This window comes from Bacillus seohaeanensis (assembly GCF_042684945.1).
Classification (GTDB): domain Bacteria; phylum Bacillota; class Bacilli; order Bacillales; family Bacillaceae_B; genus Rossellomorea; species Rossellomorea seohaeanensis.
This window is the reverse complement of sequence record NZ_JBHUMF010000031.1, coordinates 400,937-426,966: the sequence shown is the minus strand read 5'-3', so window position 1 is coordinate 426,966 and position 26,030 is coordinate 400,937. Positions and strand designations below refer to the sequence as shown.

General features: G+C 36.7%; 26 protein-coding genes, 2 pseudogenes and 3 riboswitches. Of the genes and pseudogenes, 5 read left to right on the top strand and 23 right to left on the bottom strand.

Features of this window, described 5'->3' with window-relative positions:
* Positions 1-4 precede the first annotated feature (4 nt).
* From ACFSUL_RS15460 to ACFSUL_RS15425, 8 genes are all read right to left on the bottom strand, one after another.
* Positions 5-550 carry a bifunctional adenosylcobinamide kinase/adenosylcobinamide-phosphate guanylyltransferase gene (locus ACFSUL_RS15460; RefSeq protein WP_377936844.1) on the bottom strand — a complete coding sequence of 182 codons (546 nt, stop codon included), beginning with the start codon at positions 548-550 and terminating at the stop codon, positions 5-7.
* Positions 532-1,599, bottom strand: coding sequence for a threonine-phosphate decarboxylase CobD (gene cobD, locus ACFSUL_RS15455; RefSeq protein ID WP_377936843.1), 1,068 nt, complete (start codon positions 1,597-1,599; stop codon positions 532-534). The genes ACFSUL_RS15460 and cobD overlap by 19 nt, the downstream gene beginning before the upstream one ends.
* The gene (gene cbiB, locus ACFSUL_RS15450; RefSeq protein ID WP_377936842.1) at positions 1,574-2,536 is read right to left on the bottom strand and encodes an adenosylcobinamide-phosphate synthase CbiB; all 963 of its coding nucleotides are present in this window, start codon (positions 2,534-2,536) and stop codon (positions 1,574-1,576) included. The genes cobD and cbiB overlap by 26 nt, the downstream gene beginning before the upstream one ends.
* Positions 2,533-4,005: an adenosylcobinamide amidohydrolase gene (locus ACFSUL_RS15445; RefSeq protein ID WP_377936841.1), complete on the bottom strand. Its 1,473-nt coding sequence runs from the start codon at positions 4,003-4,005 to the stop codon at positions 2,533-2,535. Before ACFSUL_RS15445 ends, cbiB begins: the two co-directional genes overlap by 4 nt.
* Positions 4,006-5,058: a FecCD family ABC transporter permease gene (locus ACFSUL_RS15440; RefSeq protein WP_377936840.1), complete on the bottom strand. Its 1,053-nt coding sequence runs from the start codon at positions 5,056-5,058 to the stop codon at positions 4,006-4,008. It lies immediately after the preceding gene.
* A complete protein-coding gene (locus ACFSUL_RS15435; protein ID WP_377936839.1) occupies positions 5,021-6,001 on the bottom strand; it encodes an ABC transporter substrate-binding protein in 981 nt (326 codons plus the stop codon). Before ACFSUL_RS15435 ends, ACFSUL_RS15440 begins: the two co-directional genes overlap by 38 nt.
* Before the next feature lie 131 nt (positions 6,002-6,132).
* A riboswitch (cobalamin riboswitch) is annotated at positions 6,133-6,321 on the bottom strand.
* A gap of 66 nt (positions 6,322-6,387) precedes the next feature.
* The gene (locus ACFSUL_RS15430; RefSeq protein ID WP_377936838.1) at positions 6,388-6,702 is read right to left on the bottom strand and encodes a DMT family transporter; all 315 of its coding nucleotides are present in this window, start codon (positions 6,700-6,702) and stop codon (positions 6,388-6,390) included.
* Entirely contained in the window at positions 6,702-7,043 is a 342-nt protein-coding gene (locus tag ACFSUL_RS15425) for a DMT family transporter (protein ID WP_377936837.1), read from the bottom strand. The genes ACFSUL_RS15430 and ACFSUL_RS15425 overlap by 1 nt, the downstream gene beginning before the upstream one ends.
* A 64-nt stretch (positions 7,044-7,107) precedes the next feature.
* Positions 7,108-7,209: riboswitch (guanidine-I (ykkC/yxkD leader) on the bottom strand.
* Positions 7,210-7,380: 171 nt separating this feature from the next.
* Here ACFSUL_RS15425 and msrA point away from each other — a divergent pair.
* The 3 genes from msrA (at position 7,381) to ACFSUL_RS15410 (ending at position 9,536) form a co-directional block, all read left to right on the top strand.
* Positions 7,381-7,911, top strand: a complete 531-nt coding sequence (gene msrA, locus ACFSUL_RS15420; protein WP_377936836.1) for a peptide-methionine (S)-S-oxide reductase MsrA — start codon at positions 7,381-7,383, stop codon at positions 7,909-7,911.
* Between the two features lie 120 nt (positions 7,912-8,031).
* Complete coding sequence (locus ACFSUL_RS15415) at positions 8,032-8,226, top strand: hypothetical protein (RefSeq protein WP_377936835.1); 195 nt, start codon at positions 8,032-8,034, stop codon at positions 8,224-8,226.
* Between the two features lie 194 nt (positions 8,227-8,420).
* Positions 8,421-9,536 (top strand): glycosyltransferase family 2 protein, encoded by a 1,116-nt coding sequence (locus tag ACFSUL_RS15410; protein ID WP_377936834.1) that lies wholly within the window; start codon positions 8,421-8,423, stop codon positions 9,534-9,536.
* 49 nt (positions 9,537-9,585) lie between these two features.
* Here ACFSUL_RS15410 and ACFSUL_RS15405 read toward each other — a convergent pair whose 3' ends face one another.
* The 6 genes and pseudogenes from ACFSUL_RS15405 to ACFSUL_RS15380 form a co-directional block, all read right to left on the bottom strand.
* Complete coding sequence (locus ACFSUL_RS15405) at positions 9,586-9,837, bottom strand: hypothetical protein (protein ID WP_377936833.1); 252 nt, start codon at positions 9,835-9,837, stop codon at positions 9,586-9,588.
* Between the two features lie 144 nt (positions 9,838-9,981).
* A pseudogene (locus ACFSUL_RS15400) lies at positions 9,982-11,092 on the bottom strand (RNA-guided endonuclease InsQ/TnpB family protein).
* Entirely contained in the window at positions 11,070-11,696 is a 627-nt protein-coding gene (locus ACFSUL_RS15395; RefSeq protein WP_377936832.1) for an IS607 family transposase, read from the bottom strand. Before ACFSUL_RS15395 ends, ACFSUL_RS15400 begins: the two are co-directional and overlap by 23 nt.
* A gap of 210 nt (positions 11,697-11,906) precedes the next feature.
* Positions 11,907-12,437: a GNAT family N-acetyltransferase gene (locus ACFSUL_RS15390; RefSeq protein ID WP_377936831.1), complete on the bottom strand. Its 531-nt coding sequence runs from the start codon at positions 12,435-12,437 to the stop codon at positions 11,907-11,909.
* A gap of 263 nt (positions 12,438-12,700) precedes the next feature.
* Positions 12,701-12,772, bottom strand: a pseudogene (locus ACFSUL_RS15385) (YjcZ family sporulation protein); the annotation flags it as partial.
* A gap of 623 nt (positions 12,773-13,395) precedes the next feature.
* A complete protein-coding gene (locus tag ACFSUL_RS15380; RefSeq protein ID WP_377936830.1) occupies positions 13,396-14,253 on the bottom strand; it encodes a CvfB family protein in 858 nt (285 codons plus the stop codon).
* 271 nt (positions 14,254-14,524) lie between these two features.
* Positions 14,525-14,625, top strand: a riboswitch (purine riboswitch).
* 117 nt (positions 14,626-14,742) lie between these two features.
* Here ACFSUL_RS15380 and ACFSUL_RS15375 point away from each other — a divergent pair.
* On the top strand, positions 14,743-16,035 hold the full coding sequence (locus ACFSUL_RS15375) for an NCS2 family permease (RefSeq protein WP_377936829.1): 1,293 nt from the start codon (positions 14,743-14,745) through the stop codon (positions 16,033-16,035).
* 56 nt (positions 16,036-16,091) lie between these two features.
* On the opposite strand, the gene ACFSUL_RS15370 is transcribed toward ACFSUL_RS15375, so the two are convergent.
* The 4 genes from ACFSUL_RS15370 to ACFSUL_RS15355 all read right to left on the bottom strand — a co-directional run bounded on the left by ACFSUL_RS15370 (position 16,092) and on the right by ACFSUL_RS15355 (position 20,274).
* On the bottom strand, positions 16,092-17,291 hold the full coding sequence (locus tag ACFSUL_RS15370) for an MFS transporter (RefSeq protein WP_377937728.1): 1,200 nt from the start codon (positions 17,289-17,291) through the stop codon (positions 16,092-16,094).
* 215 nt (positions 17,292-17,506) lie between these two features.
* The gene (locus ACFSUL_RS15365; protein WP_377936828.1) at positions 17,507-18,763 is read right to left on the bottom strand and encodes an ATP-binding protein; all 1,257 of its coding nucleotides are present in this window, start codon (positions 18,761-18,763) and stop codon (positions 17,507-17,509) included.
* A 131-nt stretch (positions 18,764-18,894) separates the two neighbouring features.
* Positions 18,895-19,533, bottom strand: coding sequence for a YhcN/YlaJ family sporulation lipoprotein (locus tag ACFSUL_RS15360; RefSeq protein ID WP_377936827.1), 639 nt, complete (start codon positions 19,531-19,533; stop codon positions 18,895-18,897).
* Between the two features lie 459 nt (positions 19,534-19,992).
* The gene (locus ACFSUL_RS15355) at positions 19,993-20,274 is read right to left on the bottom strand and encodes a YkvA family protein (RefSeq protein WP_377936826.1); all 282 of its coding nucleotides are present in this window, start codon (positions 20,272-20,274) and stop codon (positions 19,993-19,995) included.
* Between the two features lie 182 nt (positions 20,275-20,456).
* Between ACFSUL_RS15355 and ACFSUL_RS15350 the strand changes: the two genes are divergently transcribed.
* Positions 20,457-22,058: an ABC-F family ATP-binding cassette domain-containing protein gene (locus tag ACFSUL_RS15350; protein WP_377936825.1), complete on the top strand. Its 1,602-nt coding sequence runs from the start codon at positions 20,457-20,459 to the stop codon at positions 22,056-22,058.
* A gap of 79 nt (positions 22,059-22,137) precedes the next feature.
* On the opposite strand, the gene recQ is transcribed toward ACFSUL_RS15350, so the two are convergent.
* The 5 genes from recQ to ACFSUL_RS15325 all read right to left on the bottom strand — a co-directional run bounded on the left by recQ (position 22,138) and on the right by ACFSUL_RS15325 (position 25,910).
* The gene (gene recQ, locus ACFSUL_RS15345) at positions 22,138-24,285 is read right to left on the bottom strand and encodes a DNA helicase RecQ (RefSeq protein WP_377936824.1); all 2,148 of its coding nucleotides are present in this window, start codon (positions 24,283-24,285) and stop codon (positions 22,138-22,140) included.
* 137 nt (positions 24,286-24,422) lie between these two features.
* Entirely contained in the window at positions 24,423-24,581 is a 159-nt protein-coding gene (locus ACFSUL_RS15340) for a hypothetical protein (RefSeq protein ID WP_377936823.1), read from the bottom strand.
* Between the two features lie 203 nt (positions 24,582-24,784).
* The gene (locus tag ACFSUL_RS15335) at positions 24,785-25,000 is read right to left on the bottom strand and encodes a cold-inducible protein YdjO-related protein (RefSeq protein WP_071412217.1); all 216 of its coding nucleotides are present in this window, start codon (positions 24,998-25,000) and stop codon (positions 24,785-24,787) included.
* 286 nt (positions 25,001-25,286) lie between these two features.
* On the bottom strand, positions 25,287-25,418 hold the full coding sequence (locus ACFSUL_RS15330) for a YuzL family protein (RefSeq protein WP_084778333.1): 132 nt from the start codon (positions 25,416-25,418) through the stop codon (positions 25,287-25,289).
* Positions 25,419-25,559: 141 nt separating this feature from the next.
* The gene (locus tag ACFSUL_RS15325; protein ID WP_377936822.1) at positions 25,560-25,910 is read right to left on the bottom strand and encodes a DUF1033 family protein; all 351 of its coding nucleotides are present in this window, start codon (positions 25,908-25,910) and stop codon (positions 25,560-25,562) included.
* Positions 25,911-26,030: the final 120 nt, after the last annotated feature.

The following is a 26,030-nucleotide window of genomic DNA, read 5'->3' as shown; positions in this document are numbered from 1 at the left end:
ATCCTTATTTTTGGTGAATAGGTAAGCCCGCCTCCATTAAAACAGCTTCGCTTGAATACTTCACCAATGCTTGATGAAGCCTCCCCAGCTTATATTGGTAGTGAAAAACAAACTCATTTTCTATTGGTACACCGCTTTGTAATTCATTGCTGACAACAACAAGTAGTGTTGATTGTGCATGTATAGATTGAATGTCTTTTATAATGTCATCTACTAACTTCTCATCGCTTTCCTTATCATTTGCATACATTTCATTGGAAAGTAGTGTTGTGACACAATCAAGCAAAACAACCGAACCGTTTGGAATATCCACTTTACCTAAATCGTAAGGACATTCTATTGTTTGCCATGGAATAGTACTCGCTTCTCTATCTTGTTTGTGATAAACTATTCTCTCTTTCATTTCGCTATCACTAGCTAAACCACATGCTACATAGTAAAGATTTCTACTATTAGTAGTGCCTGCATAATCTATCGCAAGCTTTTCGGCAAAGCTACTTTTTCCGCTTCGTGCTCCACCGGTAATAAAAATCATCTTCTGTCTTTCCACGTCTGAAGCACCTCCATTAAGCGGTTATTTTCGCTTTCCGTTTTAATAGCGAATCGCAACCATCTTCCATTCAACCCTGGAAAATTAAATGTATGACGTGGCACAATTCCTTGCGCCGTTAAATAGTTTAATAACTCTGTTTGTTCATCCATAGAGGGGTCCCTTAATAGATAATAGTTCACCCGTGACAAACTGTACTGATAGCCATTTTGATCAAAGTAATAAAATAATCGTTTTTTCTCTTTTAGGATATGTTTCCTTGTTTCTTCTGTAAATTCATCTAGAGTAAGTGCAATTCTCCCTGTTCTCAATGCAAGGCTATTGACATTCCAATGTGGCAAGAAAGCAGACAGCTTTTCTTGTAAATTTCCTTCCATTAAAGCATAGCCCAGCCTCAGCCCTGCAATCGCATACATTTTTGTCAGAGACCTTAAAATAATAAGGTTACTATATTCATGTAAATAAATACTATATGTATGCTCATCTTCTAAAAAATCATAGAATGCTTCATCTATAATGACATAGGTACTTGTCTTTTTTGCTTCCCTTAATAAGTTTAAAATAATGTCTTTTTCAAGAACTTCTCCTGTTGGATTATTCGGATTGCATAAAAAAATTGCTCTAACGGAATGAAAACGCTCGAATACATTGGAGGGTGTCTCTAATTCATCCAATGAGATATATTCTACTAAACATTGATTCTGTAGGCAGCTTGCTTCATACTCTGAAAAAGTAGGCTGACAGATTAGAACCTGTTCCCCCTGTAGCCAACGACCAATAATAGTAATGATCTCTGCTGCACCGTTACCAAGCAATACCCCTTCTGTAGCTATATTTTCTTTTTTGGCAATCTCATTTTTCAGTTCTATACCAGTCGAATCTGGATAGTGTTCTAATTCGTCTATGCCAATTATTAATTCGTTTCGAATTTCCTCCGGCATTCCGAGAGGGTTTATATTCGTACTAAAATCAATAAAATTAGAAGGGTATTCTTGATTTAACGCCCTATAAAGAAATTGAGGATTAGAACCATGCTTTGGCCAATTCATACAGAATTCCTCCTCCAATTAATAGTAATGTAAAAACGTGCACTGTTCTATTCATAATACGGATAGAATCTGTTATATGGTGGGAACGTAATGAAGTCTCCGAATCTCCCATCACTGCTCTTAAAGAAACTTCACCGCCATAATAGTTTAATCCTCCAAGCTGAACACCAAGTACTGCTGCAACGGCTGCTTCTCCCCAACCGCTATTGGGACTAGGGTGTTTTTTTGCATCCCGAAATAAAATCGCAAATGACTCTTTGCGTGTTCTAAATTTTGGAGGAGAACATACTACCATCATAATACCTGTTAACCTACTCGGTATCCAATTAAAGCCGTCATCAATCCAGGCCGACGCCCATCCAAACTCTAAAAACCTATCATTCTTATATGCTACCATCGAGTCACATGTGTTTACAGCCCTGTACACCATTGCTAATGGAGCACCGCCTAAAAATGCCCAAAACAGTGGTGCCGTAATTCCATCCGAGGTATTCTCCGCTACCGTTTCGACTGCTCCCCGTACAATTTCACTTTCTTCCAAGTTGTCTGTATCTCTTCCTACAATATAGGAAAGCTTTTTCCTTGCAAGCTTCATATTGTTAGCTATTAATGGCTCGTAAACTTCCAGTGCGGCCTCTTTCAAGCTACGTTGTGAGATTGAAGTATAAATTAAAATGGATTCAATAATGATTCCAACTACAGTATGTATAGAATACGAAGCAACAGTGATAAACAATGACAAGAAAAATACCGTCAATAAAACAGTGAAAGATAACAGCGTGCCTTTCCACTTTCGATATTTCCCTCTATTCCAACGTACCTCTAAAAACGAAATTAACCGACCTATCCAGCGGACTGGATGAGGCCAATGGTTAGGATCCCCTGCAATTCGGTCAATGAATAAGGCCAAAATAATTGATAAAAGGTGACTAATCATAGTTTGGATCGCCTTTTAACAGATTTTTGTATTGCTTCTTTTGTACATTCATGGACTCCTTGACCAATTAATTTTCCAAGTGACGTTATCGAGCCTGCAAAAGTATGTTTCTTCCCTCGCTGAGTAGCAGCTATCATAATACTGTCTGTAGAAGTACCCGTGGCAAAAGTACCTGTTTTTGGATCAAGGATATCCAAATCTCTCATTGCTTTTACTTTCGCTTCTGTAGCTGTAACAATAGCTTGAATAAATGCCTCATCGGATAAGTTTCCATTAATGAATACCCAAGTGTTTATTGTCCCCGGTGAAGGTTCTAAATCAAATTGATAGCTATTGGAGACATCAACGGCATTTCCGACTCCAGCTGTTACAACGACAAAAATACTACAATCACCTAATTTGAACTTTTTATAGGTGACATCCTCAAGGATAACGGCTGTCATCATCCCTACCGTAAAACTGGGATCGAAACCGTGATCATAAAGGTATTGTTTCATATCTTCATAATAATTGGAAATATCATAATCCTTTGGTACATGTCTATTTATAAAATGTTGATACCACCCGAGACCAGAACCAATCACACCTGATGACATGCTTTTTAGCGGGATTGGTGAATGATAGCTAATGTAATCATCTGACTCACCAATGTATTGCTCACCAAGAATAACATCTTCCAAATCAGCTTCATCTGCTTCAGGAATAATTACCATTTGTGGTTTTGGCACTTTTGGGTGAGGTCGTTTTTCTACTTTCGTATGATAGACCTCTTCTATATTCTTTACACTTAGTACATTTTCTGGGTGATCCACAAGCTTTTCTTTTCCTTCATGTAATAGTAGCAACCGGTCGCAATAAAGACTAGCAAGATTCAGATCATGAAAAATACTGATGATAGTCAAATTATCTTGCTTCGATCGGTGTTTCAATAAATCAAGTAAATTCTTTTGAAAAGAAAGATCCAAGTGATTGGTAGGCTCGTCCAATATTAATATTTTCGGTTGTTGTACCAAGCTCTGCGCAAGGAAAACTCGTTGCCTTTCTCCACCAGACAATTCGTCAAGCACTCGATCTTGTAATTCCCATACACCTATTTGCTTCATTACTTCTTCCACCACTTGCTCATCTTCCGGTTGAATACCTTTGAACAAACCTTTTTGATGTGCATATCGCCCAAGCATAACGGTTTCTTTTACACGGTACGAGAAGGAGTTAGAAGTAATTTGTGGTAAAACAGCAATTGTTTTCGCAAGTTCTTTCGACGAATAAAAGGATATGTCTTTCCCTTGAATAGTAACACTTCCATTATCGGTTGGAAGTAGTCCGGATAATACTTTGAGAAGAGTTGTTTTCCCGCTTCCATTCGGACCTAAAATACCGAAAAATTCTCCAGCTTGGACGGTAAAACTTATATTTTTAAGTATTTTTTTATTCTCATACCCTGCTGTTAACTGTTGAACAGATATCATTTAGGCACCTCTCTTCTTTATTAAAATATATCCGAAAATAGGAGCCCCGATTAATGCTGTAATAACTCCGATTGGAAGCTCTGTAGGTGCAATAACTGTACGCGAAATAAGGTCTGCTAGTACTAAAAACCCACCGCCCGTGATAATTGACAATGGCAGTAGATGACGATGGTCATGGCCGACTAGTATTCTAATAAAATGTGGAACAACAAGACCCACAAACCCAATCGTTCCTGAAACAGCAACAGCTGCCCCGGTTAAAATCGAGCCAGCAAGCAAAATGACAAGTTTTCTTTTTTCAACGGAAATTCCGAGATGATGTGCATGTTCCTCTCCAAAACTCATTCCATTTAGCTCTTTTGTATTCATCAATAAAATAATAACACCGATAATAAAGAATGGGATAATAATAATTACATAATCCCAACCACGCATTGAAACACTTCCGAGTAGCCAGCCGATAATTTGCCGCAACTCTTCTCCAGTTAACGCAATCATTAACGAAATGAATGATCCTAAAAATGAACTAAATATAATACCAGTTAAAATGATCGTCTCAATTTTCATCGATCTTTCTACTTTTTGTGCAAAAAATAATACGAGAAAAATAGTAATAATAGATGTAACAATACTTAAAAATGGAAGTGTAAACATTCCGATAACCGGAAGGCTTATTTGAAAAAACAGTGTTAAAACTGCTCCAACAGAAGCTCCGGAAGAAACACCTAAAGTATATGGATCAGCTAGCGGATTTCTTAGAAGCCCTTGGAAGGAAGCTCCGGCAATTGCCAAAGAGCCCCCTACAATAAAGGCCAATAATACACGAGGTAATCGAATCGCGTAAACGATATTAGTGTACATCGTATCAATTGATTCAGGAAGGTCAAAACGGAATATTTTTGCACCAATGATAACAATTGTATCACGAAATGGAACGGAAATGGTTCCAATAGAGATCCCAGCTAATAGTGATAGTACGAGAAAGACTAAAGCTAATCCATATGTTATCCATTTTTTATTCTGCAAAAACTTCTGGATAAACTGCTTTGGCAATCTCCTCTACTCCTTCGATAAGCCTAGGACCTGTTCTTGTTACTAAATCAGAATGAACATCATATATTTGTTCTTCTTTAAGAGCTTTCATATCCTGCCATCCGTCACGGCTCATGATTTGTTGTTTCGGGTTTTCAGTATAGAAACCATACGTTGTAATAATAACATCTGGATTAAGTGCAATGACTGCCTCTTGGTCCATCTGTACCCATCCCTCTTGATCTGAAACGGCATTTTCTGCGTTAATAGTTGTCAGCATTTGATCCATGAAAGTGTTTTTCCCTGTTGTAAAAATTTCCGGAGCGGGAGAAACTTCAACATATACTTTTTTCTTTTCTGTAACAGAAGCAACTTTTTCTTTTATTGCATCTAAATCTTCCTTCATTGTTGTGACAATTTCTTCAGCATCTTTCGTTGTACCAGTTATTTTGCCTATTGTTTCAATCGTTTCGAAAGTTTCATCAAAGTTTGTAGCTTCTTTGACTACAAATACTGGGATGCCCGCTTCACGTAATTGCTTAAACCCTTCTTTTGCATAGGATACACCAGACTCATGTGCTAGTACCAAATCTGGTGACAGGCTAATAACTTTTTCAACATTAAATTCCATTCCGCCAACTTTTTCTTTTTCCGTTACTTCTTCCGGATAGTTATCATTATCAGAAACTCCAACAATCTTCTCTCCTAAACCTAATTCATAAGCAATTTCTGTATTGCTAGGAACAAGGGAGATAATTTTCTCGGGTTGTTTTTCAATAACGACCTCTTCGTCAACCGCATCCGTTATCGTTAGAGGAAATGCAGATTCTTTGTTTCCATCAGCTTGTTCCGTTTTTTCTCCACTTGTTCCAGTATCTTTTGTCCCATCCTCTGATTGACCGCAACCAGCGAGCACACCTAAAACTAACAATAAAGTCAAAAATAACGAGTAAAACTTTTTCATTTGTTAATCCCCCAATTTGAATGAAATAAAAAACATCTCCAGTAAATGGAGATGTTGTGTAAGATGCATGCAAGCGTTTCAGCCCTTATCTGTATGTATGCAAATTACACCTTCCTATCCTCGTAGTACTGGTGCTAAAAAAGAAACAGGCAGGTCTCCTGACTTATGGTCATTGCTTGCTGCTCCTTCCCATACTTTTTGTACAGTGGATTCACAGCTTGCTCCCATTTACAGTGGCGGGACCGTGTTGGATTTTCACCAACTTCCCTATTGTGAAGCAGATATTGCTGGACTGCTTCACCTATTTCCATATGCTATAAAATTTTCCGTCAATTGGATTATACATGAGATTCTCGTCGAATGGAATCACTTTTTCAGAAAAACTTCTAACCTATTAGCTTTAATCCAATTGCTGATGAAAGTATCAGTGCAATAAAAAAGATTCTTTTCCAATCGGTCGATTCTCCATATAAGACCATTCCGAGTACCGCCCCGCCCGCTGCTCCTATTCCTGTCCAAATCGCATAGGCTGTTCCCATTGGTAATGTTTCCATCGCAAAAGTAAGACAAAGAAAACTAACACCGAATCCAACCACTAAGAACACTAGTGAATGCCATTTATGATCATTATTCCATTTATTAATCATCGCCACACCGGTCATTTCACAGAGACCGGCAACTATTAAAGAAATCCAAGCCATTATACGTTTTCCCCTTCCTCAACAGGATCATCAGTAACTAATTTTAAGCCAATTACGCCAATAAGTAGTACGGAAATCAAAACGATTTTTCCAATTTTCAACGGTTCACCAAAGAAAAGCATTTCTGTTAAAACGGTTCCTGCCGTCCCTAATCCAACAAAAACCGCATACACTGTACCGACAGGCAATTTACGACCAGCGATAATCAACACGTAAAAGCTAATGACTATTGAGATAACCGTTCCCGCCCATTCTAAAAGTGAGTTGGCATGCTTTAATCCAACTACCCAAAACACCTCAAAAAAAGCGGCAAAAAATACGATAATCCAATTTTTATTCATTTTAAGTCCTCCATTCCTCACCTTATAACAACGGAAAAGCCCGAGAGACATATCAAGTAGATACATCTCCCGGGCTTTTATCCCTCCGTGTCACAGATAAAATCTGTGCGTTTTCTCTCGGACCAGACTAATCATTTGAGATTACGGAACCCTAGAAAACTTTTTTAGTTAATTGCTATTTTATAATAAATCGGCTGTTTTCTCAATAAAAATTTTAATACCATTTAGTTGTCATGTATCCTAGGATAGTGGTAAAATCAGTTGAAATATCTGAATTTTAGCTGAAATATGACTAAGTGGAAGATTTTTTGAATCTTTGTTTTTAGGGGGATATATTATGAGTGAGAATAAACAATTGGCTACATTCGCCGGTGGATGTTTTTGGTGTATGGTAAAGCCTTTCGATGAATTGCCAGGAATAATAAGTATTGTTTCGGGTTATACAGGCGGACATGTCGATAACCCTACATATGAGCAAGTGAAAACTGGAGAAACTGGTCACTACGAGGTGGTTCAAATTACATTTAACCCAGAACTTTTCCCGTATGAAAAGTTGCTTGAATTATATTGGCCACAAATAGACCCTACAGATGATGAAGGTCAATTTCAAGACCGTGGACCCCAATATCGGACAGCCATTTTTTATCATAATGAAGAGCAAAAACGTCTTGCTGAGGAAACTAGAGATGAAATTAGCAAAAGTGGTCGGTTCAAGAAACCAATTGTTACAAAAATCCTTAATGCTGAAAAGTTTTATCCTGCCGAAGATTATCATCAGGACTTTTACAAGAAAAGCCCTGACGAATATAAAACCGATCGTGCTCAGTCCGGTCGTGATGAGTTTATCAAAGACAATTGGGGAAAATAAAGCGTTAGAAGAATAGTAGAGGCCTCCTTCATCCATACTAGAAATAACAACTGTGCAAGTAGCTTAAATTCTATCTGCCTATACTTGTACTAAACGTTAAGAATGGAAAGGAGTTTTACAATGGATAAGCAAAAGAGCGTAACATCAATAAAATTACCAAACCAAGATGAAGTATCAGTGGAGCCCGGTCCTTCTCAATATGTTAACCTAGAGGACCCATACCCTGGCGACTCTGTTGCCGAGCATAAAAAGCAGGAAGATGCCAATAACTACTTAGCTGAAGGGGAAATTGGGCAACAAAATGAAAATTTATAAGGTAATGAATAAAGGGAAGAGGGGGAGCACTAAGCTCACCTTCTTTTAATTTGCCTAAACTCAGTTCTTGAAATCAAAATTAGTAAGGGAAAAAATTAAACCAGGACCCTTCCCAAGAAAAAAACGTATTACTTCCTCGAAAAGTGGATATAATGGCAACAATATAATATCAGTATAAAAGGAAGGGAATTTATATGATTTCGTGGATAGTTGCTATATCGCTTACGATCTTCCTGTTTATGAGATTACCTGTCTTAAAAAAAAGAGTCCAACTACAAAATAATTACCTTGTGAAAAAATTCTCCATTATTATTCATGCAAAAAATGCAGAAAAAAACATTACCTCCTTTTTAAAAAGCATTAATGAACAAATCGTATCTCCTTTAGAAGTTATTGTTGTTGATGATCATTCAGAGGACAAAACAAAAGACATAGCGGGACAATTGGGAGCTAGAGTAATTGCTATGCCCCCACTCCCTGCCGGCTGGCAAGCAAAAAATTGGGCCTACTGGACTGGAGCGCAACAGGCTGATGGAGACATTTTTCTATTCGTTGATAGTAATACATGGTTTGATAAAAGAGGATTGCTCCGAATAGCAGAAGCATACAAGAAACAGCAAAATAGAGGTGTTTTAACCATTCATCCATATCATTATGTAAAACATTGGTATGAAACACTCTCCATGCTACTTCATATGATTATTCTTGCTGCATCTGGTGTCACAAATGTATTTTCGAAGATTTCAGGTCCCGCTGGAGGATTTGAACAATGCTTTATATGTGCAAAACAAGATTATTTTGTTTTGGGTGGTCATGAAACAACAAAAGGTTCAATGGCAGCACATCTCTCCCTTTCTAAGCACGCAAGAAAAAGCGGTGTTTTTATAGAAGCGAAAAGCGGTTACCGGGCAATTTCTATGCGAATGTATCCTAATGGATTCGCAAAACTTATGGACGGCTGGGCTAGCAGTTTTGCAAACAGAGCACAGTTGATGAATATTGTTCCGTTCTTTTTTACAATGGCTTGGCTCGGTTCACTCGCTTTCTTTATTGTAGAAGGTGTTCAGTTGATGTGGTCTTCCCCACTTTATTTATGTGGCATGTATGTCCTATTAGCTTTACTGCTTCTCTATATTGCGAATAGAACCGGTAATTTCCATCTCCAAGATACTCTATTATTCCCTATTCACTTGTTAATCTGCGTAGTCATTCTCGGTTACTCCATTGTTAAATCGTTTATTGCGCTAAAAGCGGATCGAAAAGGAAAATATGTGGTTGTTCAAAAAGGGGAAGATGAAAAGTTGAAATGATTTTCGTACTTTCTTATGTGGTCGAGAGGGTCTCTATTTCGGAGACCCTTTATTTGTTATCTAAGGTATCTTTTATCCAATTAATTCCCTCTAAAACAAAATGTTTCGATGGTACTCGATGAGGTGTGTGTTCTAATATTAGTTTTGTATTCTCCTGTGAACCAAATTCTCTAATATAATCTTTTATAGAGCTAGGTTCAATGTGTTTTTCGTTTGATGGATGTACTGGTGTCCAAATATATTTTTCCGACGAATCTTCGATGTGATGTAAATGAACGACATGAGTATAGTCCGTTGCCAAAAACCTATAAAAATCTATAAGTTTTGTTTATTTCTTGTTTCCACCTGTCCGATTTTGCCGAAGCTACTCTCGTTTGTTGTGACAGTCCACAAGCGTAAATTCCGGTACAACGAACCGTACATATTAACAGTGTCTTGGAAGTGGCTAAACTGTCAATTTTCCAAAGTTAGCTAGATTGATAGCTGCATTCAAGTCACGATCAATCTTTAAACCACAATCACATGAATAAGTACGATCGGAGAGTTTTAAACCTTTCTTGATTTCCCCACATGACGAACAAATTTTAGAAGATGGATAAAAACGGTCAACTTGCATGAATTCAATGCCATATTTCTCGCATTTGTATTTTATTTGGCGAATGAATTCATATAGTTTTTGGTTCGCTATAGCCTTGGACAAATGACGATTTTTCATCATTCCACTTACATTCAAATCCTCCATCACTACTTTGCTAGGCTTGGTTTTCACGATAGCGTTCGTAGCTTGGTGAATATGGTTGGTTCTAATGTTGGTTAATCGTCTGTGTAGGTGTTGCACTTTCTTTTCAATTTTTATAATATTGCTTGTTTTGACAAAATGGTTTTCCTCCTTATTCATTTCATATTTTCGAGATACGCTTCGTTGCAACCGACGTAAACGTTTCTCAACTTTTCTTACTTCTTTCGTTTTATTAATGTTTTTAAACTTTTGACTACTAGAACAAACAGCTAACTCTTTAATTCCAACATCGATTCCTATGACCTTATCTGTTAGTTCAACTCGATCAAGTTCTGTTTCAATCCCAACGGAAATATACCAGTACTTTTTATCGAAACTAACTCGTGGATTTGTGTACTTCACACCCATGGGGAGTTGTTCTTTTATTTTTATCCAACCGACCTTTTCAATTAAAACAAGCTTTTTCTTTACTTTTAATTTTTCTGTGTCATTGTAGAAGGACGCTTTTGATTTTCGTCTACTTTTAAATTTAGGCAGTTTTGATTGACCTTTAAAAAATTTCTTATAAGCATCACATGCATCTTTGATGGCTTGTTTTGTAATGTTGTTTGATACTTCATATAGCCATTTAAACTCTTCTGTTTGCTTTAAGACCGTCAATTCTTTTCGTAATTCAAAATTCGAAAGGAATGAACCGCCTTGTTTGTAGTTTTCCTGCTGCTTATTCAAAGGCCCACCTTGCTGTACCAACAGATTTCCATAACTGTTGCTCTTGTTCTTTAGTAGGTAGTAATCTAACTTTTTTCGCTAGTATCATCCTCTACCAACTCCTTCATCATCTTCTTAGCTTTATGTGCTCTTTTTCCTTGTAATCTGCAACTAAAAACCGTAACGATTTGAATGAAATCTTCTACAAGTTCTTGTTCTTCGGTTCTTTCGGTGTTGTCAATGACTTTAATGACTGTACCAAATTTATTACAAAGATTTTCAATCCATTCAAAGCCAAATAGAACTAGTCTATCTTTATAGAGGATAACAACTTTTTCAACTTCTGAATTGGTTATCAAATCCACTAGTTGATTCAACCCTTTGTTATTGTAGTTCGTTCCACTTCCAACATCTTGGATGATTTCGTATTGATAGCCTTTTGCAATCATATAACTACTGACGTTATGAATCTGTCTTTTTAGATCACCTTTTTGTTTAGGTGAACTCACTCTACAATAGCCAATTATCTTTTTGGATTTAGTAGTTACAGTTTTAAGCCCTAAAAAATGATGAAGTTGTTCTTGAGAATAATACCTAGTTCCACCTTTTGTCAAATGAGAAGGTTTTAGTATATTCGATTTATCCCAATTTCTTAAAGTCTGTGGGGTCTTTCCCATTTGCTTAGCGAACTCTCCTATTGAGTAATATTTCAAACATATCATCTCAACAGAATTATACCATTTTAATTATAAAATAATTAAAAATATTCATACATTTTATCTAACTGTTTTCTCCCCCCATTATTTTTTTGATTATCAAAAATAATCGAATAGAATGACATCTTTTGTATATGTTATTGAATAAGGTCGAGAAGGTCCTCCACAACTAGAGAAGCCAACAATCACAGATCCTTCTCGGCTTTCTTATAGTATTTTTTCAAACTTACTGTGCTTTCCGTATATCCGTGCTATCCCTTTTAACGAGTAATATTGCTTATAATAATTATTTAGGTTCTTATTATTATGTAAACAATCGAATCGCACTTTCTTTTTCCCTGCAACCCTTGCCTTATCTTCTGCCCATTTTAATAAATTGGAACCAATCCCTTTCCCTGAATAATCCCTGTGAACAACAATTCGGTGAATATACATAACATTTTGTTCCTCCACCTCATCTTGCCAAATGTCTCTATCCCATTCGTTCGGGGTTCCTTCTAACGTTATTGTAGCAATAGCCTGTTCCTCACAATATATTAAAAAAGTATTTTCTTCCATTATAGACTCTCTTACCTCTTCTGTATTACCTTCTAAATCAGTAAGATAATAATCCCATTGAGAAGTATTTTTGGTTTGCAGCCACTTTGCCGCATGGACTAATAACTTTAAAACTGTGTTTATATCACTTACATCCGCTTTCACAATTGTATAACAATCTTCTCCAACCTTTAATTTCACGTAATCCTTCCCCCTTTTTTCAACTTAACATAATTTTCACCTATTTTCTTTTTATTGGCAACCTTCTAATAAAAAAGAGGCAGATAAGTGAAACTTCGATCAGTGGAGATTTTCCTGCCTGTTAGTTAATGCGGGAGAAAATCAATATCTCTACATAAAAAAAGATGATTAGGTTCCTAAGACCCAATCACCTATAATATTACCTATTACCAACCGTAGCCATAGCCGCCGTAACCGCCGTAGCCACCGCCGCTGAAGCCGCCAGCACCAACGATTATTAATAGGATAAACAGCACTACAATCAATGCAAAACCACCTGTGTATCCACCACTCATATTACAACCTCCCTTCTTTCTACTCTCTTTACAGTATTCTTCGAAAAGATTTTTGTGTAGGCACCAAACAAGTCCAGGACTATATTAGAGAAGGATCAACAGGGATTTTTGCTAATAGATTTGGTGCTAGGTTATCTTTTTTCACTGGATTTACTTATCTTTGGGGTATTGTCGACCATTGCTGTGAGTGACTATGCAAATATTTTATTAGATGCGCAGTTGTCGCCTTAATGGGTACGATGCTTTCGATTAAAAACGTCCAAAAAGACATGGAGATTAATGGAATACTAAGGGGCTGGGACATAACTAAAATACTATCCTCTAAAGACGAACAATGTCAGGTTAAATCATTTAGTAATCGCTGTTAAACACCGCTGTTGATTTCCGTGTCAAGACTTCGCTTTCCCCGCAGGAGTCTCTGTCTTGCACTCCAATCAACAGCTAGAACCAGTTAAAAAGAACAAAAAGTTTTATGAAGACTTATAAAAAAATCTGAACTAATTCAAATGAAAGAATTAGTTCAGATTTTTGTTCACCTAGAACACATTTGTCCCCGCCTCTTGCCTAGTTCTAGCGGCTAGCTCGCTAGGAAAAAGATGCTTCCACTTTTCGTATTCCCTCCCCTACTTTTTCAAGTGGGTCCAACCTTCTTCTTGATACACGATGTTTTCTTTCATTAGTTTGCCAAGTGCACGTTTAAAAGCAGCTTTGCTCATATTCAATTTTTCTTTAATTTCGTCTGGTTGGCTTTTATCCCAGATAGGCATGCTCCCGTTTCTCATGGAAAGGTATTGCAAGATGGATTCAGCATCGTCGCCCATTTTATCTTGTTTTAATGGCAAGAAAGAAACATTGAGATTTCCGTCTTCTTTTACATCAATGACGCGACCTTCCACTAATTCTCCTAAACGTGGCTCTGCTTTCCGTTCGCTCTCATGAACAAAACAACGATAGCCTTGCTCAGATAAAAAGAAAGTTCCAACTCTTAGCAAACGGTAAACTCGCCCTTTCACCTTTGCTTTTAACAATTCTTTTGGAGCTTTTCTAGAAACTTGTGCAATAATATTCTCTGTTGCTAATTTTCCATATAAACGGTCCTGCTTATCGCGGTTCAACGTCATAAATAACTGATCGCCAGGATTCGGCCAAAGTGATTCGAATTTCGGTAGGTCATCTGCTGAAACTAGTATATCTTTAGGTAACCCGATATTAACGAAGACACCAAGATCCTCTTTTTTATCGACTACTTCTACCCAACCGTATGCTCCTACTTGCACTTTTGGTATACGCATTGTTGCAGTCAAGCGAACATCTTTATCATGGTAAAGAAATACTTTTACCGTATCTCCTTCCACAATATCATCGGTAATCTCCGAGTGATGCAATAGTACCCTGTCTATTTCATTTGTTAAAAAGAAACCATAAGGCACCTCATGATCAACGGTTAAAGAAACCACTGTACCAGGTTTTAATGAAGACATATTTACTGATTCCTCCTATTTTATGCTTGTTTATCAATTAATACTTCTATGTATTCTTGGGGTATGGTTTTCACGTGCTTAGTAGTAAGTATTATTTTTTGTAATATGAATGATTGTATTCCTTTAATATATCCCTTTTCCCTTATCATGTATAGTATTAATAAAATTATGAAATAAATGAGTTTTTTTAGAAAATAGCGAATTCATGAACATTCCTATTTTTTATTGACCGGTTTTACAATTGTTGTTATGATTCGTTCTATTATTCATTTTAACAATTACAGATTCTCCTTGTATAAGTCCAAGAATATGGCTTGGACGTTTCTACCAGCTGCCTTAAAGAGCTTGTCTACAGGGAATAAAGGAATATTTTTCTTTATTTCTACACATGACTAACTTTGGCGGTTAATGGTAAAACGCCAAAGTTTTTTTATTTAGATTAACAGTTGTTTCTTATACAAGCAGTTTTCTACGGAGGGTTCATACAACATGAAAAATTTCTTTCAATTTGAAGAAAGAGGTACCACTTATCGTAAGGAAACATTGGCGGGGGTAACAACATTTTTGTCGATGGCTTACATATTAGTGGTTAATCCAATTATCTTAAGTCAAGCGGGCATGGATAAAGGCGCTCTCTTTACTGCTACTGCATTGTCTGCAATTATCGGCTCATTGTTAATCGGTATTTTAGCCAATTATCCTGTTGGTATTGCCCCTAGCATGGGATTGAATTCCTTTTTTACTTTCTCAGTTTGTATTGGAATGGGGATTGACTGGCCAATTGCGTTAACTGGGGTCTTTATCGCAGGTATTATTTTTATGATTTTAAGTTTACTAAAAATCCGTGAAAAGATTATTAACGTTATTCCACAAGATTTAAAGCATGCGATTGCCGGTGGTATTGGCTTTTTTGTTGCATTTATCGGCTTTAAAAATTCCGGACTTGTTATTCCAAATCCAGATACATTCGTTTCCATTGGCGATTTAACTTCACGCGGAACAGCACTAGCGGCAGTCGGTTTTGTATTAACATTAATGATGCTTGTACGAGGTGTTAAAGGCGGTATATTCTACGGAATGGTTATCACGACAATCATTGGAATGATTGTTGGAGCCGTTGAAATTCCGGGTTCTATTGTTGGCAAGGTCCCTAGTCTTGAACCAACATTTGGGGTTGTATTTCAACATTTAGATGATATTTTTACACCGGAAGTGCTTACGGTCATCTTTACTTTCTTATTTGTTGCTTTCTTTGACACTGCTGGTGCATTAATTGCTGTCGCGAGTCAGGCGGGCATTATGAAGAATAATGAATTACCTAATGCGGGAAGAGCACTTCTAGCGGATTCGACTTCTGGAGTTGTAGGGGCTATTTTAGGAACGTCTACAACAGCATCTTTTGTTGAGTCATCAGCAGGAGTGGCAGTTGGAGGTCGAACTGGATTCACGTCCATCATTATTTCTGTTTGTTTCTTTATTGCTTTATTCTTCTCTCCTATCCTTTCTGTTATAACACCAGAAGTAACGGCTCCTGCTTTAATCATTGTCGGGGCATTGATGGCGACGGAAGTTAGCAACATAGACTGGAAAAAACTCGAAGTTGTGATTCCTGCTTTTATCACGATTATCATGATGCCTCTTACATCTAGTGTTGCTACCGGTATTGCTCTTGGATTTATTTTATATCCTTTTGCGATGATCGCACAAAGAAAAGCAAAAGAAGTACATCCGATCATGTATGTATTAGCCATCCTATTTATCTTATATTTTCTATTAGTATGAAGAAAACTCGGACCCTATAATAAAGGGATCCGAGTTTTTTCTTTTCAGCAGGTTAGTTAGTTTACCATATTATTATATTCACTAATTTTCTCATCTTTAGGCAACAGGAAGGTAATTAAACCTACCAGCGGCAACAAGCTACAAAGAATCATGACAAATCGGATGCTATAAAGATCGGCAAGACCTCCAAATAGTACCGAACCGACTGCCCCCATTCCAAAAGCTAAGCCTACTGTTAATCCAGACACCATGCCAATTTTGCTCGGCAATAGTTCTTGTGCATAGACAACTGTAACACTAAAGCTCGAAGACAATATAAAACCGATGCAAAAGAAAAGAGGAATAACGAATGCTAACGGTAAAAAAGGTAATAAAACGGTTAAAGGTGCCGCCCCTACCATCGAGAGAAAAATGATATTCCTTTTACCGAATCTATCTGCAAGCGGACCACCGAAAAATGTTCCCAGTACGCCCGCAATCATAAAGATAAAAATATATAGCTGTGCTCCTTTTATGGAAAGACCATAATCTTCAATTAAGTAAAATTGATAGTAGTTAGAGATTCCTGCAATATACCAAGAACGGGCAAAAACAAGAAAAACGACTATTCCCATTGCCCATTTAATTTTGGAATGGATGGAAGTTGGAGCGTTTGTTTTACTTAACTTCCCGACGTTTATTTGTTGTTTCTTTTTCTTCAACTGACTGCTGTACCAAGTTGATACATTATAAAGGATGAAAACTCCTAATAAGGCAACGATCGTAAACCAAAGTGCCCCTTTCTGACCAAATGGAACAAAAATAAATGCCGTAATAATTGGTGCCAAGGATTGCCCTGAGTTCCCTCCAACTTGGTATATCGATTGTGCTAATCCCCGTTTATTTCCTGCAGCCATGTAAGCAACGCGGGAGCCTTCTGGATGAAAAATTGCTGAACCGAACCCAATAAAGAGGACAGAACATACTATCCATATAAAATTATTCGAAAGAGCAAAACCAATTAATCCAATTAAGCTCGAAAGCATTCCTAAAGGCAGTAAATACGGACGAGAACGGACATCTGCATAATAGCCAAAAACAGGTTGTAATAAAGAGGATGTCATATTCAGTGCGAAAGCAATCCAACCAATCTGTGTATAAGAAAGCTGCAAGGATTTCTCAATAATAGGAAACATCGCAGGTACAACAGCTTGTAAAATATCATTGATAAAATGACCAGAGCTGATCGCAAATAATATCCCATAGATTGTTGGCATTTGCTTCGTGTTTGGTTGAGCTAATGTTTGCGCCAAGGCTATTACTCCTTCCGTTAGCCGTGCATAGGGAAGCATCCCCGTAAGCCCATTATTTCGCTACTCTAAATAGTATAACGAAAGTGCAAAAGGATTTCTATATTTTTCCTTAGAGGTTAGAAAAATATGTCTCTATTAATACTGAATCCCACGGTATAAAAATAACTTACTACCTCTTCTTATACTTTTGGAAATGTAAGTATTGTCGTTGTACCTTTCCCTTTTTCACTTGAGAAATGTATGTTACCGTGCATATTTTCTACCAAACGAAAGGTGACCATTAAGCCGAGTCCGGTTCCTTTCTCTTTAGTAGAGTAAAACGGACTACCTAACCTACTAACTTGGTCCTTCGTCATTCCTTCTCCATAATCCTTTATATAGATTTGTACCTTTTTCTTTGTTCTACATGCTGTTACTTCAATGCTACTTCCATTTTTCGTAGCTTCAATGCTGTTTCGAAAAAGATTCAAAAATATTTGATGAAAATGAAGCTTATCCCCAACGATATATAATTCGGATTCAAGTTCCTTTTCAATGGAAATATTGTGGAAATGGGCAAAGCTTTGGATTATTCCAATTGCATTTTCTAATTCTTGTTTGATTGATATTCTTTCCCTTTGCCGTGTTTGCGGTTTAGCAAAGGTCAAGTAATCACTGATTATTTTTTCCGCCCTATTTAATTCTTTATAAGAAGTATCCATATAGCCTCGGTAAGGTTCCTCTATATTTTCACTTGTTAGTTGAATAAATCCTTTTACAACGGTTAATGGGTTTCTTATTTCATGTGCAATGGAAGCTGCTAAATCGGAGACTAAATGTCTTTTTTCCGCTAAATGCAATTCTTCTTGTGCTCTTTGATTCGTAATCAACCTTTCTATTACTAAAATAATAATATTTAGAGCAATAATTGAAAGTGTTATATAAGAAACTAAAGAAGGTAGAATAGAAAATAAAAAATCCACTTCATCTATTAACTTACTATAAATAAATAGGCAAAGTAGCATGAGAAAAAAAGCAATAATGGTAGAAACCGTTGCCAATACAAATTTTCTTGATAGTGTTGCTAAGTGATATCTTTTCTTTATTGTCATATAAAACAACAATAAGAGCACCGATTCTACGAATACTGCTATGGGAGCGATTGCTTCTCCACCTAAATAAAAGCGGTACGCAACCATCATAATCATTGGCAGAATACTACTGTAAAATCCTCCATATAAAATGGATGCAACAAACGGCATCCAGCGCAGGTCCAAATTGAAACCACTTTCCACATGAATAGGGTACGTCATGCACAATAATGATGATATTCCAAAAATAGTTCCACTTAGCCAATTACTCTTTTGTTCTAAGTTTGTTAATTTTACATTTAATAATTGGAATAGTACTACTGGTGAAATCATTAATAAAAAATTTAGGACTATCTCTTTTGTCATTCAAAAACCTCATTATACAATTTACTACCACTACTATACACTTTTTTGTTGCGATGTGAATTAATTTTCATAAAAAAAGCAAGGCTACACCAAGTGAAAAATTGGAGATAGCCTCGCTTTCTAAAATTCAACTATTTACGGTCAGGAAACACTCTTTTAATCGTATTAGCCATTTCTTCTCCAAGTCCTTCTACGGGTTTTCCATTTTCAGCTTTTTCTCCATATTCTCTAACGCTCTTGAAAAATCCAGGATTTGTTGAAACATATACATGTTCGATTTCTTTATTCATCGCTTTTACTTGGTCAGAAATTTTTCTTTCAAGTTTTTTATCTTGATCATTATTTCCAATGTCAACAGCCACATATGCATTATTCTCTGTTGTTAGTACGTATGCATCTTCTACACCTTTTATACTCTCGACTTTTTTGGCTGCTTCTTCATTCGTAGAATAGTTTTCATTGTTTTTATCTCGCCCTGCATTATTTGCATTATTTACATTATTTGTATTTTGCCTATCGTTATTGACTCCGACATTATTCAAGTTATCCGCATCTGGTTTACCGTTATTAACTCCGACATTATCGAAGTTATCATTGTTTCGTCTTAGTTCATCTCGATCAGTATAGTTGACATCTTGGAGACCCAAATTATCTCGATTGTTGTTATTACCTTCTTGCCCCACTTCATTACCATTGTTAGCCATGCCACATCCAGTTAAAGTCAAAGCAAACACGAGACCTAAAGTAGATATCGAAAATACCTTTTTCATTTTGTATACCTCCTTAACTTAGTCCCGCTTATTCTTCCCCCTACAAAAAATCCTATGCAAACACTTTATCCCTCTACAGTAATGAGGGACGAGGCTGGGACAAATGTGCTCTAGGTGAATAAAAAAACGAACTAATTCTTTCATTTGAAGGCGAATTAGTTCGTTTTTTTTATAAGTCTTCATAAAACTTGTTGTTCTTTTTAACTGGTTCTAGCTGTTGATTGGAGTGCAAGACGAAGACTCCTGCGGGAAAAGCGGAACAGGTGAGACCCCGCAAGAGCGCAGCGATGAGGAGGCTCACCGACCGCCCGCGGAAAGCGAAGTCTTGACACGGAAATCAACAGCGGTGTGTAACAGTGATTACTAAACAATTTAACCTGACATTGTTCGTCTTTAGGGGATAGTACTTTAGTTATGTCCCAGCCTCGTCCCTGTTTAGCAATTACAATTTAACATTTTTCACAATTTTTTTATGTCATACTGGTCTTTTAACTCTTGTGGAGCCATTTTTACGATTGATTGTAATACAAGCGAAAACACGGCAATATCATCCACTATTCCAAAAACAACAAGAAAATCTGGGATTAAATCAAGCGGCAGAAAAAAATAACCGACAATTATTCCAATAGAAAGCACTTTTTTTACAACGGAAACATTTTTTGATGTAAAAAAAGCAACTAAAAACGGAATCGATTTACGGACATTAAACAAAAATTTGAACCTTCTTAAAAACTTTGCCATTATATCGCCTCTAATTTCTTCTTCGTCTTCTTAATGACCTTATTCTACTGTAAAAGTAGCACAAAAAATTCAATCAGAAAAGAAATTCCCGTGGAAAACGAACGCAAAACCGTTAATTCTCTATCTTTTTGGGATATCCTCATGTTATAATTTTTAGTATTGTTCATTAGGAGGTTAAAAGTATGATTCAAGTATCAGACGTAAGTTTACGCTACGGCGATCGAAAATTATTTGAAGATGTTAACATAAAGTTCACTCCAGGAAACTGTTATGGATTAATTGGAGCGAACGGTGCTGGAAAGTCTACTTTCTTAAAAATTCTTTCTGGTGAAATTGAAGCACAAACAGGTAATGTTTCCATGACACCAGGAGAACGTTTAGCAGTACTAAAGCAGAACCACTTTGAATATGAAGAACATGAAGTATTAAAAGTAGTTATTATGGGGCATGCACGTTTGTATGAAGTAATGCAAGAAAAAGATGCTATTTATATGAAAGAAGATTTTTCCGATGAAGACGGTATGAAAGCAGCCGAGCTTGAAGGGGAATTCGCAGAACTAAACGGATGGGAAGCTGAACCAGAAGCTGCTATCCTTTTAAAAGGTTTAGGTATTTCAGAAGATCTTCATACGAAAAAAATGGCGGAGCTAACTGGTGGAGACAAAGTAAAAGTCTTACTTGCTCAAGCATTATTTGGAAAACCAGATGTACTATTACTAGATGAGCCTACCAACCACTTGGACTTAAAAGCGATTCAATGGTTAGAGGAATTCCTTATCAATTTTGAAAATACCGTTATTGTTGTCTCACATGACCGTCATTTCTTAAATAAAGTATGTACACATATTGCAGACTTGGATTTCGGTAAAATTCAAATATATGTCGGTAACTATGACTTCTGGTATGAATCAAGTCAATTGGCATTGAAAATGGCTCAAGAACAAAATAAGAAAAAAGAAGAAAAAATAAAAGAATTGCAAGCCTTTGTTGCCAGATTTAGTGCGAATGCATCGAAATCAAAACAAGCAACTTCACGTAAAAAATCTTTAGAAAAAATTTCTTTAGATGACATCAAACCAAGTTCACGTAAATATCCTTATGTTCACTTTAAACCAGAGCGTGAAATCGGAAATGACCTTCTTCGTGTAGAAGGTATCTCAAAAACAATTGATGGAGTAAAAGTATTAAATAATGTTAGCTTTATCATGAATAAGGACGATAAAGTTGCACTTGTTGGAGATAATGAAATCGCCAAAACAACGTTATTTAGAATTTTGGCTGGTGAACTGGAGCCTGATAGCGGATCATTCAAATGGGGTGTAACGACATCTCAAAGCTATTTCCCTAAAGATAACTCCAAGTATTTTGAAGGTTCGGAATCTACATTGGTTGATTGGCTTCGTCAATATTCACCAGAAGACGAAACGGAAACATTCCTTCGTGGATTTTTAGGTCGCATGCTTTTCTCTGGAGAAGAAGTATTAAAAAAACCAAGCGTTCTTTCTGGTGGAGAAAAGGTTCGCTGCATGCTTTCTAAAATGATGCTAAGTGGCGCTAATGTTCTATTATTGGATGAACCAACAAACCATTTAGACCTTGAATCTATCACTGCTTTAAATAATGGTCTAATCAACTTTAAAGGCTCTATGATGTTCGCATCACATGACCATCAATTTGTTCAAACAATTGCAAATCGAGTCATCGAACTAACAGAAGATGGCCTAATTGATAAACAGACCACTTATGATGAATATTTAGAACTAAAAGAAGCGCAGAAAGCGTAGTTCTATCATTAAGAAGACACCTCTGCAATTGCAGAGGTGTCTTCTTTTAGTGTTATTTTTATAAATTATTTTCCTTTCACTATCCCGCATTCATTGTATTTCGATTTTTTAATAAAAAGGCTTTTATTTGAAAGTAAGAAATGCTGTCCGCTGTTTTTTCCTTGATTGGCCTTAAAAACTGTGTTCCGACCTCTTTTACAGCTTCGGAGATTAGTTCTTCTTCCTCTAAAGTAAGTATTTCGCTCCAATCAATTTCTTGACCTTCTTCTATTGAACGAATAATATGATTTTCTATTGTTGTTTTACTCATTCCTCTGCTTTTAGCTATCTCCGAAAAATCAAGCCCTTCACGATACATGTCAAAACTAATTAAATAAGAAGGCTGATCAGAATTATTCACTGTTTGATGGGTTCCTTGACGTTCCTCTACTTTTTCCACTATTGGTGCATGGTCAGGGTTATCCTGTAGGTATTCTACTATTCCTTCTATAAACGGCTTCCCGTAGCGATTGAGTTTGTTTTCTCCTACTCCCTTCACAGTTAAGAAGCTTTCTTCTGTTGTCGGAAGCTTTATGCACATGTCCTGTAATGAGGCATCGGAAAAGATGATAAATGGTGGAACTCCCTCTTCCTCGGCAATCGTTTTGCGTACTAGTTTTAATGCTTGGAATAAACCATCTTCTTTTACTAAAACCTTTTGCTCTTTTGCAGGTTGTTTTCGAGAAACTGTTTTGTTCCCTGTTAGGACTTCTTTACCATCTTGAGAAACTTGCAACGTTGGATAGCTACCACCAGAAACATTAATGAATCCTTCCGCAATTAGGTAATCAATAAATAAGCCAACATCTTTTTGATTTTTTGTTTTTAATAAACCATACGTAGAAAGGTTTTGAAAGCCGAATTGGAGGATTTTCTTTACCTTTGAACCTGTTAGTACTTGACTTACCATCGAAGTTCCAAAACGCTCCCCCATTCGGATTATACAGGATAACACCATTTGAGCTTCCTTTGTGACATCAACCGAATCTCGATTATCCAAACAATTACTACACTTTCCACACGGCTCGTTAACGTCATCATCAAAGTACTCAAGAATATAGTTTTGCAAGCAGGATTCGGTATGAACATAATCGGTCATCTCTCGCAACTTAAGTAGCTCTTGGTGTTGAAAGGTAGGATCCGTGGCGTTCATCTCAATGATATACCGTTGTGTCTGAATATCCTGGGGAGAAAACAGCAAGAGACACTCACTATCAAGTCCATCTCTTCCAGCTCGTCCCGCTTCTTGGTAGTAACCTTCCATGTTTTTAGGAAGCTGATAATGAATGACATAGCGGACATTTGATTTATTAATTCCCATACCGAACGCGTTTGTCGCTACAATCACTCGTATTTCATCATTTAAAAATTCATCTTGTTGCTGCTTTCTTATCGAATCAGAAAGTCCTGCATGGTATCGTCCAACAGCAATTCCTTTTCTTTCTAATGTTGTGTAAAGATTATCTACTTCTTTTCTTGTTGCTGCATAAATAATTCCAGACTCCTCTTCATGCGTTTGCACATAGTCTGACACCCATTTTTTTCGATCGACGCCTTTCATTACCGAAAACGATAAATTGTCCCGTTTAAAGCCCGTTATTACTTTATTTTCAGAGGGAATATGTAAATGATGAAGGATATCATTTTGCACTTGCGGAGTTGCAGTTGCTGTTAGGGCTAAGATTGTTGGGTTTGATGGAAGCTCATTCACACAGTTATATATATTTAAATAACTTGGTCTAAAATCATGTCCCCACTGCGATAAGCAATGTGCTTCATCGACTGCAACGAGAGGGATTGGCAAGCTTTTTAAAAACTCGAGAAAGCTAGTATGTTCTAGTCTTTCTGGTGCAATATAAAGAAGTTTATAATCTCCTCGCCTTGCTTCTTCCATCCGTTCCTCTAGTTCACGAAAAGATAATGTACTATTAATAAATGTTGCTGGTATTCCTGCCCCTGTTAACGCGTCAACTTGATCCTTCATTAATGAAATAAGCGGTGATATAACGACTGTAACCCCTTCTAAAAGGATGGCTGGTACTTGATAACAAATGGATTTCCCTCCACCAGTCGGCATAATTCCAACTGAATGCTCCCCATTCAAAATATTATCAATTAATTCTTTTTGACCGTTACGAAATGTATCGTAACCAAAATAATGCTTTAATATATGATTCGGTGTACTCAAAGCTAAAGTCGACCTCCTTTTTCAGTATTCATTTCTTCCATTGTAATGCACTTTTCAACTGAAGCCAATTACAGATATACATCTTTACTAAAAAAAGATGGTCTCCCATTTGAGAAAACCACCTTGATTGCTATTCATTAGAACCAACGGAACTCCTTTTTCTCTTCCGTAGTGTCTTCTACTTCCTCGTCTCTTTCCGCTTTCTCTAAATTCCAAAAGTTGTCCCATATGGTTACTTTGACATCAGTTTCAATAGGTTGTTCTGCAGAAGCTTTTTCCCTGCTTTTCTTTGCCAACGTTCTTCCCTCCTTTAACCTAGACCATTCACATTACAGTCTATTCAGGCAAAGGAAAAGCGTTTAGAATTTTTGTAATTTGGGCAAGGGAAAAGCTGAACATAAACTGCGATTACGTTATCCTCAAATAAATATTTTTTGAACTCTGGCACATAAAAAAAGACCATTCCCTCCATAAGGAATAGTCTCGTGCATATTTACTATTAGGATGATTTTAATGTTGGGTGTGGATTATCGAGAACTTGGAGTTCTTTTGTTGAAAGTTCCATTTCACTATGACAGAGTGGGCAAGTAGGCGTACTTTCACTCTTAAAATTATCTCTCATCCAACCTTTGCAATCTTCATCAGAACAAACCCAAATTTTTGTTTCTTCTGTCTTAATTTCTTCCTCAACTTGATTTCTACGTCCAAAAGCCATTATAAATGTCCTCCTTGGTAAGTTTCAGCAGCTGGATTTAAGGTGAGTGCATTGTAAAACAATAGCATTTGAACTGGTGTTCACCAGATCCCCCCTATACCACGCTTCACTTGAATTCTAAAAAGTAGGATTTCTTTGTTATGTTTGCTGATTCGATATGTGCAAATAAGTGTGGAATATGTTTAGCAAAAATATCCTATTACTCAATTATAACATAATTCACTTCAAGAGTATATGAGTTCTATTTAATGAATATGAAACAGACTTATGGGCATATTAGTTCAAGTTATATTTTATTTTTCTTTCTGGATGAGTCTGCTTGGACACCACCCTTTAACTCTTTATTCGTTGTTCCTTGTCCTTCCACGTCAGGAGAACTTAATCCAGCTTTTGATGGGTCTTGTTTTCTTTTTGCCATACTAATCACCTCCGCTTATAGCTTTTCCAATTAAGGAAGTCTTTATGTTTATATAACGGAATTGGTTAAGTATGGAAAAGCCCTTCCCTTTTGATTCCTTGAAACACGCAACTCAGAGGAAGGGACATTTTACAGTTGTTTTTACCCTTTTAATAACTTTTGTATTTCCAGAAGCAAGGAGTTTTCTCCTTCTATCAGTAAAGGCTTTTCGTTTTCCATTAAGATTAGACCGTGATAAATCTGCAAATCATCATCACATGCCACGCAAAACTCTATTTCTTCCGGGTTCCAAAAGGCAACAGTAGTAAAGTTTTTATGTTTTATTGATGGATACTTTTCTTTACATATTTTTAATTCCTCGATAAATTTTTCTACCGCTTCTTCTTTTGTTGGGCATGTCCATTGCTTTTCTATATCTTCTTCCCAGTTCTCAAAAAACCACCATGGTTCCACATCACTTTTCGTTATTATCACTTTCCAGTTGTTTTCCATAGTGCTACTCCCTCCTTACATACTCCAAAATTGTACAAAAAATTCGTTGGAATGGAAAATGATTTGCAACATTATCTCTCCTTTAGCATTCTCAAAAATTCCCAAACAAGAGAAAAATAA